We start from the raw sequence: 14,310 nt of genomic DNA on the forward strand, positions 1-14,310 counted from the left end.
GATGGCACCAGTGCAAACAATCACCCGGCACAGGTTGTCGGTGCTTGTGCAAGATGTCGATGGCATCATCACGCGCGTATCCGCTCTGTTTACGCGCCGTGGCTACAACATGGTCTCGCTTGTGTCTGCGAGCACAGAGACGGAAGGTATCAACCGGCTGACCATTGTTGTCGACGCCAGCGAGCATTCGGTTGGGCAGATTCAGAAGCAGCTCAACAAGCTCGTCCAGGTGGTGAAAGTCCAGAGGCTTGACGACGATGCCACGGTGGCCCGCTCGATGATGCTGGTCAAGGTGAGTGCAGATAACGGCAACAGGCCACAGGTCGTGGATGCCGCCAATATTTTCCGCGCTCGCGTCGTCGACGTCTCACCCGAATCCCTCGTGATTGAGGCGACGGGTACGCCGGCGAAGCTCCGGGCGCTGCTCGACGTGCTTGAGCCGTTCGGAATTCGCGAACTGGCGAGTTCCGGTGACGTCGCGCTTTCGCGCGGCGCCGAAACAATGGCATCGCAATCCTAAGTGCGACGCCACCAACTCCGATATATTTCTCCATACGCATACAGAAAGGTGAGCCGACCAATGGCTATTGAAGTGTTTTACGACCAGGATGCAGACCTGTCCATCATCCAGGGAAAGAAGGTTGCAGTAATCGGCTACGGATCGCAGGGGCACGCGCACGCGCAGAACCTGCGTGAGTCCGGCGTCGAGGTTGTCATCGGCCTGCGTGAAGGCTCGAAGAGTGCAGAGAAGGCGAAGGAAGCCGGGTTCGAGGTCAAGAGCAACGCTGACGCTACCGCATGGGCGGACGTCATCATGCTGCTGGCTCCGGATACCTCCCAGGCGGAGATCTTCCGCAACGATATTGAGCCAAACCTGAAAGCTGGCAACGCGCTGTTCTTCGGCCACGGTCTGAACATCCACTTTGACCTGATTCAGCCGGCAGATGACATTATCGTCGGCATGGTTGCGCCGAAGGGGCCAGGGCACCTGGTTCGTCGCACCTTTATTGAGGGCAAGGGCGTCCCCTGTCTGATCGCCGTCGATCAGGATCCTGAGGGCAACGGTCGCGACCTGGCGCTCTCGTACGCTGCTGCAATCGGCGGTGCACGCGCGGGTGTCATCCCAACGACCTTCGAGGCGGAGACCGTCACCGACCTGTTCGGCGAGCAGGCGGTGCTGTGCGGTGGTCTGGAGGACCTCATCATGACTGGGTTCGACGTGCTGGTTGAGGCTGGCTACGAGCCGGAGATGGCGTACTTCGAGTGCTTGCATGAGATGAAGCTGATCGTGGACCTGATCTACGAAGGTGGAATCGCGAACATGAATTACTCCATCTCTGACACCGCTGAATTTGGCGGCTACCTGTCAGGGCCACGCCTCATCGACGAGAGCGTCAAGGAGCGCATGCGTGACGTGCTGCGTGATATCCAGGACGGCACCTTTACCAAGCGCCTTGTTGAAAACGTGAAGCACGGCAACAAGAAGCTGGAGGATCTGCGTGCCAAGGCCTCCTCGCACCCAATCGAGAAGACTGGTGCGGAGCTGCGCTCGATGATGAGCTGGGTACAGAACCCACTCAACGAGACCGCTTAAGATCTCGTAGATGAAAAACTGGGAGGGACCTGCAGAAGGTTCCTCCCAGTTTTTCGGTTCTGGGTTATTGCGCCGGTGTTGCCTCGGACTCAGGCGATTCGCTGATGATGTCGTTGAGATTTACTGTCGTAGTGATTTCTTCCTGCGCCGTCGGCTCTGCGCCCTCCGAGCTTGGCGAAGTTGCAGGCTCAACCGTTTCCGTGGTGTCTTCGGTCATCGTGGTGGTGACGTCAACGGTTTCGGTCGCCGTAACACTCGGGGTGGTGTTGTTGAATTCTTCTTCAGTCTGGCCACCTTCGAACAGCGACCAGAGCAGCCAGGCGAGAATGAGGAAAACAACGATACCGAGGAGCCATTTCCACCAGCTACCGTTGCTTGGTGTTGGCTCGGATGGGGCAGGGAGGTGGCGTCGCTCCTCCGGAATCTCGAGTGGGGGATTGTTCGGGGTTTCGTGCGGTTGCTGAGTCACGTGATTCCTTTCTTTTTCGTCAAGGCTAGCAAATAATGTTTTGGTTGCTTCCGATGCTGTCCGCTTGGCCGATATTCAAACGTGAACTAGAATCACGGCATGTTGCATAGCCACGAACACGCCCACGATCACGATCACGACCATGATCATGTAGGCGATGCGCCGTTACACGCCCTGCTGATTGCGTTGGGAGTTACCAGTGTAGTTTTCTTCGCGGAGCTCATTGGCGGCTGGCTTACCGGCTCGATGGCGCTGATGGCAGACGCTATGCACATGCTGTCGGACGCAGCGGGACTGATCATCGCGGTGATCGCTGTGGTAATAGGTAAGCGTGCTGCCTCAGTCAAGGCCACCTACGGTTACCGTCGTGTTGAAGTGCTTGCGGCTGCGGTAAACGCGCTGACGGTGCTGCTTATTTCGATCTGGATCGTGGTGCAAGCAATTCGGCGTATCTCCACGCCTACTGAAATCGACACGGGCCCGATGATGGTTATCGCCGTGATAGGCCTTGTGGCGAACGCAATTTCAGCTTGGGTGCTGCATAGTCAGCGAGAAAACTCCGTCAACGTCGAAGGGGCGTTTTTACATGTGTTGGTGGATATGCTTGGTTCGGTGGCGGTGCTCGTTGCTGGTTCGGTAATTGCGTTGACGGGCAGCCAGCTGCCGGATGTTATTGCTTCCTTCCTCATTGCGGCGTTGGTGTTGCCGCGCGCGTGGTCGCTGCTACGCCACTCACTGCAGGTGTTGCTGGAGCAGGTCCCTCCTGGGTTCGATGTGGAGAGTGTCGAACCAGCACTGCGTGCTATCGATGGCGTGGTGGATATCCACGATTTGCACTTGTGGTCGCTTGATGGGGTGTCCGTTCTAGCGACAGTCCATGTGGTGAAGCACCCTGGGCAGAAAGCATCACGCATACTTGACAGTGCACAAAAAGTGCTGCGTGAGCTGGGTATTGAGCATTCCACGATCCAGGTTGAACTGCCTGAGCACCGTGGCCACGAGAATGTTTGTTAATTCTGTTCTAAAGTATGACTTATGGGTTTTACTACACCAAGCTATTCACTCAAGGACCTCTTCGCGCGAGCTGAGCGTGGAGAGCTTCAGCTTCCCGATTTTCAGCGCGAATACATCTGGGACGTCGACCGCATTCGTACCCTGGTCACCTCGGTCTTGCGCGGCTATCCAATCGGCTCGTTCCTTGCATTGGACACCCGTGGTACGCCGATGCGCTTCCGTCCACGCCCGCTCGAAGGGCTTGAGCTCAGCGTCAAAGAACCGCACCCAGGGTTGTTGCTTCTCGACGGCCAGCAGCGCCTGACATCGCTGTACCACGCCTTCAAGGGCGACGGCATTGTCCCGACCGTAGACTTCCTCGGTCGCCGCATTCACCGTCGGTTCTTTGTGGATGTGCGTACTGCTGTTTCTGCCGACCCAATGCCGGTAGAAGCGGTCTTCGCCGTCGACGAAGAAGGCCAAATTCGTTCGCACTTCGGCCCAGATATTCCGGAAGGTATTCGGAGCCGTGAAGACATGCTGAAGCACGGGGTCGTGCCTGTGTCGCTGCTGCTCTGGAAAGAGGGCAATGATTTGCTGCTCGACATGGCAGCCGATGCCGAAGACCACGAGATGCGCGCAGCAGTCAAGCAGTTCCTGAACGAAGTTATGCGCTGGATGCCGGCGTACGACGTTCCAGTGATCCGCATTGACCGGGAAACCTCGCAGATCGGCGTTGGACAGATTTTTGCACACGCAAACTCCGCTGGTGTTCAGATGGACGTCTTCGAACTGTTGACGGCTATGTTCGCTACGCAGGATCCAGATTTCCTGCTTGCTGAGCATTGGCGGGGCGTCGAAAAGCAGTTGCGCGAGTACCCAGCCTTGGATGACATCGGGCGCATCGAGTTCCTCCGTGCAATGTCGCTCCTGCTGACCAGCCGTCATGGGCATGCAGTCGGTCACCGCGGCGATATTTTGAACCTCTCGCTCAACGACTATCGCCAGCATGCGCAGGAAATGGCGGATGCGTTCAAGGCAGCGGCCGAGTTTATGGCTGAGCGCTGCATCTTGAGCGTGGACCAGGTGCCGTATACCTCCCAGATCGTTCCATTGGCTACTATCTTGGCGCGTCTGGCGGAGCACCCGCAGTGGGACCACAGCCAGGAGTCGAAGGACCGTCTCAACCGCTGGTACTGGTCGGGTGTCTTCGGCGAGCTCTACGGTGCGCACGCCCCGACTATCCGTGCGGGTCTTGACGTTACCGAGGTCACCCCGTGGGTTCTGCAGGAGACCGACGCGACGCCGCGTACGGTGTCGGACGCGACGTTTGCGGAATCTCGTCTGCTTACCGCGACAGAGGAAAGCGGTGTCTACCGTGGTTTGTACGCATTGTTGATGGCGCGTGGTGCCCTCGACTGGAGGACGGGGAAGCCGTTCAACCGCGAGACGTTCGCGGAGCTTCAGCCATACTTCAATACCGTGTTCCCGCCTGCGTTCTGTGACGATATCGGCGCAGACCCAGTTGTGGCGCAGTCAGTGCTAAACCGCACGCCGATGGGCAAGCGCACGGACGTGCTCATTGAGGATAACCAGCCGAAGCGCTACATTCCGCGACTGCAGTCGAAGTCGCTGATGGATGACGACGAGTTTGATGAAGTCCTCGAAGGCCACGAGATGACGCCGATCTACCTGCTGAATTCGCAGTGGACGGAGTTCTTGGCAGACCGTCGTGAGCGCTTCGTTGGCATCGTTGAGTATGCACTGGATAAAGCAGTGATCCGCGATATCGACGGCAAACTAGAGTCTGAGGTTGACTTCTCCGAAGAACTCGAGTCTGAAGCAGAGCCTGACCCAGTTACCGAGGAACCTGAGGTTGAAGAGCCCGACGTAGAGCAGGAAGAGCCGGAAGGCGAAGAGGATTAACTACGGACGAGTAAAGCAGCGTTGCCTCGCAGTATTGAGCGTGGCAACGCTGCTTGCTGCTTGCTCACCAGAGCAACAACTGGGGCCGCTGGGGGAGGCAAGGAAGGTGAATCAATCGCGCCACGTGTCCGCGATGTTTGAGCAGCATCCGGTGGTGTTAGCGGATCGCACCGGCATTGCATCGCTGCAGCATTTCTTCCGTGTTTCGGAAACACTGGTGGTGTCGGACACGTCGGTGGAAGCGCAGTTGCGAGCCGCCTCGATTGCTGTTGTGGCACACGCCCCGATGCTGGTCTACGACCCAGATCGTCATAATGAGATCCTGCAGGAAACCGAGCGCTTGCACACTTACACGGTGCTCACGGTCGGAGACGTGCCGCTGGCGCAAACCACTGGACGGATGCGTGTGTACCGCGACCCGGGTGGGCGGGGTGCTTTGGGGCCGATGACATCGCTGATGTTTGAGGAACGGTTGATTTCTTCGCCAGGGTCCGCTGCGCGGGAGGTGGCGAAGTTGCGCTCGCGCGAGCCTACATGGCTGCGTGCAGCGTGGGCAGACCCCGTGGTCATGAAGGGGGCCCAGGCAAAGCCGTTCCCGATTCTCTCGCGGAGGGATGCTGATATGGCACCGCTCGTTGTGGCGACGTCGAATACTTCGATTGCAGCGATTGCGAATGCTCGCAGTTTCGGGGCCAAGGTCGTCGTTGTGGATGAACCGGACCCGAGGGCATCCTTTGATACGCTGTTCGCCCTTGCTGGGCTCGCGAATGGTCCGCTCGTCGCACTTGGCACGGATTTCGGGACTAGCGACGAGTTATCGCGCAGGATTTCCCAAGCGGAAGAAAAGTATGAAGCTAACCGCAGGACAACCCGTAGTTGACCGATTAAGGTGTTCGGGGTACCCACACTATTTGATTCTCAGGAGACCCCATTCTTATGTCGAAACCTGTTGTCCTCATCGCCGATAAACTCTCCCAGTCAACCGTTGACGCACTTGGCGAGGCGGTGGATGTCCAATGGGTAGATGGCCCAAACCGTGAGGCGCTGCTAGCAGCAGTCCCCTCCGCGGACGCGCTCCTTGTCCGCTCCGCAACGACGGTTGATCGTGAGGTGATCGAAGCAGGTACAAACCTCAAGATCATCGGACGCGCTGGCGTCGGTCTTGACAACGTTGATATTCCGGCGGCGACCGAGCACGGCGTGATGGTTGCGAACGCCCCAACCTCGAATATTCACTCAGCCTGTGAGCATGCAATCGCACTGTTACTTTCTACCGCCCGCCAGATTCCAGCAGCTGATGCCACGTTGCGTGATGGTGAGTGGAAGCGCTCAGCGTTCAAAGGCACCGAGATCTTTGGCAAGACCGTTGGCATTGTCGGCTTCGGCCACATTGGCCAGCTGTTCGCACACCGTTTGTCTGCGTTCGAGGCCACGATCATTGCGTACGACCCATACGCTAACCCAGCACGTGCTGCGCAAATGGGCGTTGAGCTCGTAGAGCTTGAGGAGTTGATGGCTCGTGCAGATTTTGTGACGATCCACTTGCCGAAGACGAAAGAAACCGCAGGCATGTTCAATGCGGATCTGCTTTCTAAGTCGAAGCCGGGGCAGATCATTATCAATGCGGCACGCGGCGGGCTCGTGGATGAGCAGGCGCTTGCCGACGCCATCAAGTCGGGCCACATCCGTGGCGCTGGTTTTGACGTATATGCAACCGAACCTTGCACGGATTCGCCGTTGTTTGAACTTGAGGAGGTTGTCGTAACGCCTCACCTTGGCGCATCCACGGCTGAGGCGCAGGACCGCGCGGGCACTGATGTTGCGGATTCTGTGTTGAAGGCACTGGCTGGTGAGTTCGTCGCTGATGCTGTCAACGTTGCTGGTGGCAATGCCGGCGAGGAGGTCGCTCGGTGGCTCGAGTTGGCGCGCAAGCTTGGCTTGCTGGCTGGCAAGCTGCTGGAGGAAGCGCCTGTTTCGTTAAAGATCACGGCACGTGGCGAACTGTCTACGGAAGACGTCAGCCTGCTGGGTCTGTCCGCCGTGCGAGGATTGTTCTCCGGGATCGTGGATGAGCAGGTGACATTTGTGAACGCTCCCGCAATCGCGGAGGCACGCGGGCTTGCGTACACGGTCGAGACGGAAACTGAGGCGCTGACGCACCGTAGCGCCCTCGAGGTGCAGGCTGTCGGTGCTGAGGGGCAGACTGCCACTGTGACGGGTGCGCTGACCAGCCTGGAGGGCGTCGAGAAGATTGTCCGCATCAATGGCCGTGGCGTCGACATGCGTGCGGAAGGCCGTAACCTGTTCTTCCGCTACACCGATGTGCCTGGCGCGCTGGGTAAGGTTGGCTCGCAGCTCGGCGCCTACGACATCAATATTGATGCAGCGGCACTGACCCGCACCACGAAGGGTGACGGTGCGGTGCTGATTCTGCGCGTCGATAAGGAAGTCCCAGAGCAGCTCGAAGAGCAGATTGCGCAGTCTATCGACGCCACTTCGATCCAGCTCGATTTAGATTCCTAAAGGAGGTTCCGTCACGGGCGGACAGTGTTACACTAAGCGCACTGTCCGTCTGGTGAGAAAGGAATCCCAAAAATGAAGGTTGCTGTTATTGGCGGGGATGGCATCGGCCCCGAAGTGATGGCAGAGGGGCTCAAGGTCCTGCATGCTGTTCGCTCCGACGTCGAGACCACAGAGTTTGATCTTGGTGCGCGTCGATACTTGCGCAACGGCGAGCTGCTTACCGACGGCGACCTCGAGGCGTTGTGTGAACACGACGCGATTCTGCTTGGTGCAATCGGGGATCCTCGTAAAGTTCCCGCCGGGGTGCTCGAACGTGGGCTGCTGTTGCCATTGCGCTTCAAGCTGGACCACTACGTTAACCTGCGTCCGTCGCGCCTGTATCAGAGCGTGACCTCGCCGCTCGCGCAGCCGGGCGATGTTGATTTCGTTGTTGTTCGTGAGGGGACCGAAGGCCTCTACGCCGGTAATGGCGGCACGCTGCGTGCAGGTACCGAGCACGAGGTTGCATCCGAGGTCTCCCAAAACACCTACTACGGCGTTGCACGTGTCGTGCGGTATGCATTCGAACTCGCACAGCAGCGCCGCAAGAAGCTCACCCTGGTGCACAAAACCAACGTCCTGGTCAATGCGGGTGGCCTGTGGCAGCGGGTTTTCGACCAGGTTGCGCAGGAATTCCCGGACGTCACGACGAACTATCACCACATCGACGCGGCGACCATTTACATGGTCAGCGACCCGGCGCAGTACGACGTCATCGTGACGGACAACTTGTTTGGTGACATCCTGACTGATCTCGCGGGTGCGGTTGCAGGCGGTGTTGGCCTCGCATCTTCTGGCAACATTAACGCGGCAAAGGTCACGCCATCGATGTTTGAGCCTGTCCATGGTTCTGCACCTGATATTGCGGGCAAAGGGATCGCAGATCCGTGCGCGATGATTCTTTCCGTCGCGATGATGCTGCGCTTCCTTGGGGATGAGGGGAACGCCGAGAAGATTGAAGTGGCCGTCGAGAAGGAAGTAGCAAGCCGCGATGGCGCAGCTATCGTGACAACGGAGGTCGGCGACCGGATTGCCGCCACGCTGAAGTAGCCACGTAGGGTTGAGTCCAGATTCAAACAGAACCTCCGTGTAGGAAAGGCGGGAGACATTGAAGACGGCTTCAACCCGGCATCGTGTAAGTAGTGTCCTGGCTGCCCTCGGCGTCGCAATCGCGAGCTTGAGCGCATGCTCATCCGGTGATGCCAGAAACGGGATTCAGGACGCACAAGCCTTAGAGATGTCCGGTGCGGAGGTTGTGCAGGACCCCGACGGCACGGGTGTGGAAGTTTCCAAGCGGTTGTATCCCGCTTCGGAGGCTGTCGTCGTCGCCGACAAAACCAGAGAGTCGCAGCTAATAGGCGCTGCAATTGCGCTGGAACGTGGCGTCCCACTGTTGGTGCGTTGGCCGGGCGCGGAAGAGGCTGTTGACGCGGAAGTTGAACGCCTCGGGGCTACAGAGATCATCACACCATCGCGGGATGCGGGCGTGGATCCGCTAGAAGTCGGAAGCCCAGAGCGCGATATTGCTGCGGTTGCGGCCTCGCAGCCGCAGCAACCTGCAGCCCTCACGCTTCCGCCGATCTTGGTGACGGAGGAGACATCGCTCGGCGCGGCGGTGTCTGCGCGGGCGGCGGGTGCGAACCTCGAGGTTTTGCAGTTTCCGGATCCGCGAGTGAGTTCGGACTCGATGCGCACGGTCCTCGAGCAGGATACGATCGCGCTTGGGCGTCAGTGGGGCAGCACCGATGCCTACCGGGACAAGATCACGCTTGCGACGCACGGTGAACTTCCCGGTGGCGGTGGTCTGGTCTTCCCAGGTCGCCGTATGATCGCGCTGTACGGGCACCCATCGGGTCCAGCCCTCGGCGTCATGGGCGAGCAGCCGCCAGCGGAGGCGGCGCAGCTTGCAAAGGAGTACGCGCAGAAGTATCAACCGTTGGACGGCGAACCGGTCATTCCGGCATTCGAGATCATTGTCACGGTGGCTTCTCAATCGCCAGGCGTGGATGGGGATTACTCCAACGAGACGGCGATTGAAGACCTCGTACCGTACATTGACGCGATTACAGAGGCCGGTGGATACGCGGTGCTCGACCTTCAGCCTGGCCAAGGGGATTTCCTCCACCAAGCTCGACTCTATGAGGAACTCCTGTTTCGGCCCAATGTGGGGTTAGCCCTTGATGCAGAGTGGAAGTTGAATCCCGGCGAGCAGCCGCTGTCCCGAATCGGCTCGGCAACCTCTGGGGAGATTAACGCGGTCGCCGACTGGCTCGCGAACATGGTCCGGGAACATAAACTGCCGCAGAAGATGCTGATTCTGCATCAATTCCGTCTGGACATGTACCCGGACCGCGAGAACATCCGCACCGATCAGCCAGAACTCGCGTGGGTGCTTCATGCGGATGGGCACGGCGTACCTGAGCAGAAGTTCGACACGTGGAACGTACTGCGTCAAGGGCTGAGCCCTGATTTCTTTATGGCGTGGAAGAACTTTATCGACGAAGACACGCCAACCTTCAGCCCGGAGCAGACATATACCGACGTACAGCCAAGGCCGTGGTTCGTCAGCTACCAATGACGTGGCGTGCGGCCGTCGGGGTTGTATGCTCGTCCCTATGCGTTTTGGACGAATTGCTACACCCGAAGGCATGACCTTCGCTGTTATTGATGAAGCTGCAACGACCGCGCGTGCGATTGCAGGCACGCCGTTTACCGATCCCGAGTTCACCGGGAAAGAGTGGAAGCTTGAAGATGTGCGGCTGCTTGCGCCGACGCTACCGTCGAAAATCGTGGCAGTCGGACGTAACTACGCAGACCACGTGAAGGAAGTCTTCCAGCAAACGGCGGATGATCTGCCGCCAACTATCTTTATCAAGCCGTCTACAGCCGTTGTTGGACCGGGCGCGCCGATCCGTATCCCTGAGTTTGCTACCCGCGTCGAGTTCGAGGGAGAGCTTGCTCTTGTGATTGGTGTGCCGTGCAAGAATGTGAAGGCGGATCAGTGGAAATCGGTGGTGCGGGGCGTCACCATCATGAATGATGTCAGTTCTCGCGATTTGCAGTTCTCGGATGGGCAGTGGGCGCGCGCGAAAGGCATGGATTCATTTGCTCCTCTCGGTCCATGGATTGAGACTGATCTTGAGCGATTCGACTTCGATTCGCTCCCGATCAAGGCGCACCTCACGCACGATGGGGAGACTGCGACGAAGCAGGATTCCAACTCGAATCAGATGATTAAGTCGATCGGAGAAATCGTCGAGTGGGTCAGTGAGTCGTTCACGTTGTTGCCGGGCGACGTTATCTCTACCGGATCGCCTGCGGGAACCGCTGAAATGGTGCCAGGTGACGTCATCGAAGTTGAGATCCCCGGCATCGGCTCGTTGGCTAACCCGGTTGCCCGCGCCTAAACAGGGCTAAAGGCCGAGCGCGCGCATGATAGTGCGCAGCTTGGCCGTAGTCTCATCGAGTTCTTCCTGTGGGTGAGAGCTGGCGACGAGTCCACCACCGGCCCACGCACGAGCTTGGGTGCCTGTGGCGTTGACCTCGGCACAGCGGATCGCGACCATGTACTCGCCATCCCCGCTGCTGTCGGTGTAGCCGACAGTGCCCGCGTAGAACCCGCGGTCGGTCTCTGCGGTGGTGATGAGCGCCTCCGCTGCGGCGGGTGGGGTTCCGCATACAGCGGGGGTCGGGTAGAGGCGGAGCGCTAGGTCGAGGGCGGTTGGTGCCGGATCCTTCAACACGCCACGGATTGGGGTGGCAAGATGCCACATCTCTGACGTCTTATCCAGCTGGGGTCCGTCTGGGATCTCGAGTTGAGAGCACAGTGGTGCCAAGATTCCGCGGATGTGCTCGACCACGTATGCATGCTCGTCGCGGTCCTTGGCAGAGTTGTAGAGCGCCTGGCCATTCGCCTCATCTGCTGCTGGATCGTGCGGAACGCGAGCGGCCGAGCCTGCTAGGGGGTACGAGCTTACTATGTTGCCTTTGCGCCGTACCAGGACTTCAGGCGACGAGCCGACGAAGAAGTGCCCGACGCGCCCACTCGGTGTGAGGTCTGCGATGAACCCGTCGTGGGTGTAGGAAAGGTCGATGAGTCTCGCAGCGACGAGGCGAGGGTCGACGGGAGGATCAAACTCGATGTCAACTGCGCGGGCGAGGACCACCTTGTCCAGCATGGAACTCTGGATTGTGGAGACCGCCGCTTCAACTCTTCGAAGGTGCTCTTCCGGGGTGGGGTCGACGTCGATAAGCGACGCGTGGAGCTGCGCACCAGGGCCGACCCGGTAATACGGGTGAGGCTCAAGGGTGCCAGGTTCACGCACAATGGATTCCGGAACTGTCAGCGCCGCAGGCGTATCTTTGTCGAAGGGGAGCGCACCAACCACCATTTTGACGTCGCCGGATTCGAGGGCGGCGATAGCTTTCCACGCATCTGAAAACGTTTGCTGAGCACCTTGGGTGCGCACCGACCCGGTGCTTCGGGAAAGCAAGAAGTCAGGTGCGGTGGAAGGGCGGGCTGAACACATGTGGTCCTATTTTACTAGGTGCAGCCGCGCGGTCCGTATTAAGGCCTGCCATATGCGACTTGATGGTGTAAGGGCGCTACGATTAGGCACATGAATAAACCAGCAACGATGCGAGTCCGATTTTGTCCGTCCCCAACAGGTACACCACATGTAGGCATGGTGCGTACGGCCCTGTTCAACTGGGCGCAGGCACGGCACAGTGGCGGCACGCTGATCTTCCGGATCGAAGATACCGACGCAGCCCGCGACACCGAGGAGTCCTACCAGGCGATCATTGACTCCTTGAAGTGGTTGGGCCTGAGCTGGGATGAGGGTGTCCTTGTCGGTGGCCCGCATGAGCCGTACCGTCAGTCGCGGCGCATGGATATCTACAAAGAGGTCCTGGACAAGCTGATCGAGGCTGGCGAGGTCTACCCGGCCTACTCCACGAACGAAGAGGTGCAGGAGCGTCACAAGGCCGCAGGGCGTGACCCACAGCTTGGCTACGACAACTTTGACCGCGACCTGACAGAAGAGCAGATTGCTGCGTTCGAAGCTGAGGGGCGCAAGCCCGTGTGGCGTCTGCGTATGCCGGACAAAGACTGGACCTGGAACGACCTGGTGCGTGGTGAAGTGACCTTTAAGTCGCAGACACAGCCGGACTACGTGGTTGCTCGCTCAAACGGCGCGCCGCTGTACACGTTGGTCAACCCGGTTGATGATGCTCTGATGCGGGTTACTCACGTGCTGCGTGGCGAGGACTTGCTGTCCTCCACACCACGCCAGCTTGCTCTCTACGAGGCCCTTCAGCGCATTGGTGTCACCGACTTCACACCAGAGTTCGCGCACCTGCCGTTCGTGATGGGACAGGGCAACAAGAAGCTTTCCAAGCGCGACCCGGAATCGAACCTGTTCAACCACCGCGACAATGGCATCATCCCTGAGGGCATGATTAATTACCTCGCACTGCTGGGCTGGTCGTTGTCCTCCGATGAAGACATCTTTAGCGTTGATCAGCTTGTCGAGGCATTTGACGTTTCTGATGTGCTTGGCAACCCCGCACGATTTGACCAGAAGAAGCTGGAAGCGATCAACGCTGACCACATCCGCTTGCTCGAACCGAAAGACTTTGAACAGCGTCTGCGCGACTATCTGACCGAGTTCACAGACTTCCCAGCTGACTACCCGGCGGAGAAATTCGCGCTTGCCGCCGAGCTCGTCCAGACTCGCATCAAAGTGCTGTCCGATGCGTATGGACTGTTGAAGTTCCTTGTAACGGCAGACGAAGACCTTGTGCTCAACGAGAAGGCGGCGAAGAAGAACCTCAAGGACACCGCTGTTGAGCCTCTCGACGCTGGTATCGCTGCCCTAGATGCCGTCGCCGAGGATGACTGGACTACTGAGTCTATTGAGAAGGCTCTGCACACCGCACTGATCGAAGAGCTGGAGTTGAAGCCGCGCGTCGCCTTTGGCGCACTCCGTGTCGGCATTTCCGGTGAGCAAGTATCCCCACCGCTGTTCGAGTCGATGGAGCTGCTGGGGAAGGAGTCGACGATGGCGCGCCTGCGCGCAGCGCGTGAAGTGACCCCGTACACCGCACCTGAAGCTGAATAAGCACAGTCGAATGTGAAGAGGTATCGCATAGTTTGTGATACCTCTTTTTCTATCCTGACCTGGCGATTTGTGCCGTATTGGGCTTTATGGTTATAGTAGTCATCGTTGTTCAGAGCGAGCAAGGCAAAACGAAAGAAATAGTTTAGTCTTGTAAGTGAAGAAAAACAATGGCCTATGGTGTAATTGGCAACACAACGGTTTCTGGTACCGTCATTCTTGGTTCGAGTCCAGGTAGGCCAGCTACAGAACTTCGGTTCTGTGTCCTAATGCCCCGTTCGTCTAGCGGCCTAGGACGTCGCCCTCTCACGGCGGTAACACGGGTTCAAATCCCGTACGGGGTACAAGTAACAGCCAGTGCACTGCACTGGCTGTTTTGCTTTGTTCCCCAGATCCGGACCTCAGTTGAAGCGGGTTAAGCGACAAAATGTGTGCTTTTCTCGGCGTGTCGACTTAAGTGACAAAATGTGTGCTTTTTCAGGGGTTGGGATGGGTGGGTTGTGGGGTGTTGTGCTGGGGCTATGAGCGTCCTGCCCAGCCGTGTCGGATGGCCCAGGAGGGGTTGAAGTCGGTGTCGATGCCGGTGTCGTAGACTTTCGGCCGGCCGTCGGGTGAGTTGGCTTGGTCGCGTTCACGCATGTGTGCCT

The 14,310-nt window shown here is 58.6% G+C and carries 12 protein-coding genes and 2 tRNA genes; 12 read left to right on the plus strand and 2 right to left on the minus strand.

Features of this window, described 5'->3' with window-relative positions; all coding sequences use genetic code 11:
* Nucleotide 1 precedes the first annotated feature (1 nt).
* Together ilvN and ilvC are read left to right on the plus strand one after the other, a co-directional pair.
* The gene (gene ilvN / locus BJP06_RS04545; RefSeq protein ID WP_071572967.1) at nucleotides 2-520 is read left to right on the plus strand and encodes an acetolactate synthase small subunit; all 519 of its coding nucleotides are present in this window, start codon (nucleotides 2-4) and stop codon (nucleotides 518-520) included.
* Between the two features lie 60 nt (nucleotides 521-580).
* On the plus strand, nucleotides 581-1,594 hold the full coding sequence (gene ilvC / locus BJP06_RS04550) for a ketol-acid reductoisomerase (RefSeq protein ID WP_071572968.1): 1,014 nt from the start codon (nucleotides 581-583) through the stop codon (nucleotides 1,592-1,594).
* A gap of 64 nt (nucleotides 1,595-1,658) precedes the next feature.
* Here ilvC and BJP06_RS04555 read toward each other — a convergent pair whose 3' ends face one another.
* Nucleotides 1,659-2,063, minus strand: coding sequence for a hypothetical protein (locus tag BJP06_RS04555; RefSeq protein WP_071572969.1), 405 nt, complete (start codon nucleotides 2,061-2,063; stop codon nucleotides 1,659-1,661).
* Between the two features lie 99 nt (nucleotides 2,064-2,162).
* Between BJP06_RS04555 and BJP06_RS04560 the strand changes: the two genes are divergently transcribed.
* From BJP06_RS04560 to BJP06_RS04590, 7 genes are all read left to right on the plus strand, one after another.
* Nucleotides 2,163-3,077 (plus strand): cation diffusion facilitator family transporter, encoded by a 915-nt coding sequence (locus tag BJP06_RS04560; protein WP_071572970.1) that lies wholly within the window; start codon nucleotides 2,163-2,165, stop codon nucleotides 3,075-3,077.
* A 21-nt stretch (nucleotides 3,078-3,098) separates the two neighbouring features.
* The gene (locus BJP06_RS04565; RefSeq protein WP_071572971.1) at nucleotides 3,099-4,982 is read left to right on the plus strand and encodes a DUF262 domain-containing protein; all 1,884 of its coding nucleotides are present in this window, start codon (nucleotides 3,099-3,101) and stop codon (nucleotides 4,980-4,982) included.
* A 106-nt stretch (nucleotides 4,983-5,088) separates the two neighbouring features.
* Nucleotides 5,089-5,862 carry a hypothetical protein gene (locus BJP06_RS04570; protein ID WP_255365785.1) on the plus strand — a complete coding sequence of 258 codons (774 nt, stop codon included), beginning with the start codon at nucleotides 5,089-5,091 and terminating at the stop codon, nucleotides 5,860-5,862.
* 56 nt (nucleotides 5,863-5,918) lie between these two features.
* Complete coding sequence (gene serA, locus BJP06_RS04575; RefSeq protein WP_071572973.1) at nucleotides 5,919-7,505, plus strand: phosphoglycerate dehydrogenase; 1,587 nt, start codon at nucleotides 5,919-5,921, stop codon at nucleotides 7,503-7,505.
* 72 nt (nucleotides 7,506-7,577) lie between these two features.
* Nucleotides 7,578-8,594: a 3-isopropylmalate dehydrogenase gene (locus BJP06_RS04580; protein WP_071572975.1), complete on the plus strand. Its 1,017-nt coding sequence runs from the start codon at nucleotides 7,578-7,580 to the stop codon at nucleotides 8,592-8,594.
* A gap of 58 nt (nucleotides 8,595-8,652) precedes the next feature.
* The gene (locus tag BJP06_RS04585; RefSeq protein ID WP_143110539.1) at nucleotides 8,653-10,122 is read left to right on the plus strand and encodes a cell wall-binding repeat-containing protein; all 1,470 of its coding nucleotides are present in this window, start codon (nucleotides 8,653-8,655) and stop codon (nucleotides 10,120-10,122) included.
* A gap of 37 nt (nucleotides 10,123-10,159) precedes the next feature.
* A complete protein-coding gene (locus tag BJP06_RS04590; protein ID WP_071572984.1) occupies nucleotides 10,160-10,951 on the plus strand; it encodes a fumarylacetoacetate hydrolase family protein in 792 nt (263 codons plus the stop codon).
* Nucleotides 10,952-10,957: 6 nt separating this feature from the next.
* On the opposite strand, the gene BJP06_RS04595 is transcribed toward BJP06_RS04590, so the two are convergent.
* Entirely contained in the window at nucleotides 10,958-12,073 is a 1,116-nt protein-coding gene (locus BJP06_RS04595; RefSeq protein WP_071572977.1) for an isochorismate synthase MenF, read from the minus strand.
* Between the two features lie 90 nt (nucleotides 12,074-12,163).
* Here BJP06_RS04595 and gltX point away from each other — a divergent pair, with 90 nt between their 5' ends.
* From gltX to BJP06_RS04610, 3 genes are all read left to right on the plus strand, one after another.
* The gene (gene gltX, locus BJP06_RS04600) at nucleotides 12,164-13,666 is read left to right on the plus strand and encodes a glutamate--tRNA ligase (protein WP_071572979.1); all 1,503 of its coding nucleotides are present in this window, start codon (nucleotides 12,164-12,166) and stop codon (nucleotides 13,664-13,666) included.
* Between the two features lie 168 nt (nucleotides 13,667-13,834).
* Nucleotides 13,835-13,906 (plus strand) — tRNA-Gln (locus tag BJP06_RS04605).
* Between the two features lie 28 nt (nucleotides 13,907-13,934).
* Nucleotides 13,935-14,007, plus strand: a tRNA-Glu gene (locus BJP06_RS04610).
* The last annotated feature ends 303 nt before the right edge of the window (nucleotides 14,008-14,310 follow it).

The sequence above is a fragment of the Corynebacterium sp. NML120713 genome, assembly GCF_001875735.1.
Classification (GTDB): Bacteria; Actinomycetota; Actinomycetes; order Mycobacteriales; family Mycobacteriaceae; genus Corynebacterium; species Corynebacterium pseudogenitalium.

What these genes read in the sequence shown, in the direction of transcription:
- ilvN (WP_071572967.1), top strand. Translation starts at nt 2, where the DNA reads ATGGCACCAGTGCAAACAATCACCCGGCACAGGTTGTCGGTGCTTGTG.
- ilvC (WP_071572968.1), top strand. Translation starts at nt 581, where the DNA reads ATGGCTATTGAAGTGTTTTACGACCAGGATGCAGACCTGTCCATCATC.
- BJP06_RS04560 (WP_071572970.1), top strand. Translation starts at nt 2,163, where the DNA reads ATGTTGCATAGCCACGAACACGCCCACGATCACGATCACGACCATGAT.
- BJP06_RS04565 (WP_071572971.1), top strand. Translation starts at nt 3,099, where the DNA reads ATGGGTTTTACTACACCAAGCTATTCACTCAAGGACCTCTTCGCGCGA.
- serA (WP_071572973.1), top strand. Translation starts at nt 5,919, where the DNA reads ATGTCGAAACCTGTTGTCCTCATCGCCGATAAACTCTCCCAGTCAACC.
- BJP06_RS04580 (WP_071572975.1), top strand. Translation starts at nt 7,578, where the DNA reads ATGAAGGTTGCTGTTATTGGCGGGGATGGCATCGGCCCCGAAGTGATG.
- BJP06_RS04590 (WP_071572984.1), top strand. Translation starts at nt 10,160, where the DNA reads ATGCGTTTTGGACGAATTGCTACACCCGAAGGCATGACCTTCGCTGTT.
- BJP06_RS04595 (WP_071572977.1), bottom strand. Translation starts at nt 12,073, where the DNA reads ATGTGTTCAGCCCGCCCTTCCACCGCACCTGACTTCTTGCTTTCCCGA.
- gltX (WP_071572979.1), top strand. Translation starts at nt 12,164, where the DNA reads ATGAATAAACCAGCAACGATGCGAGTCCGATTTTGTCCGTCCCCAACA.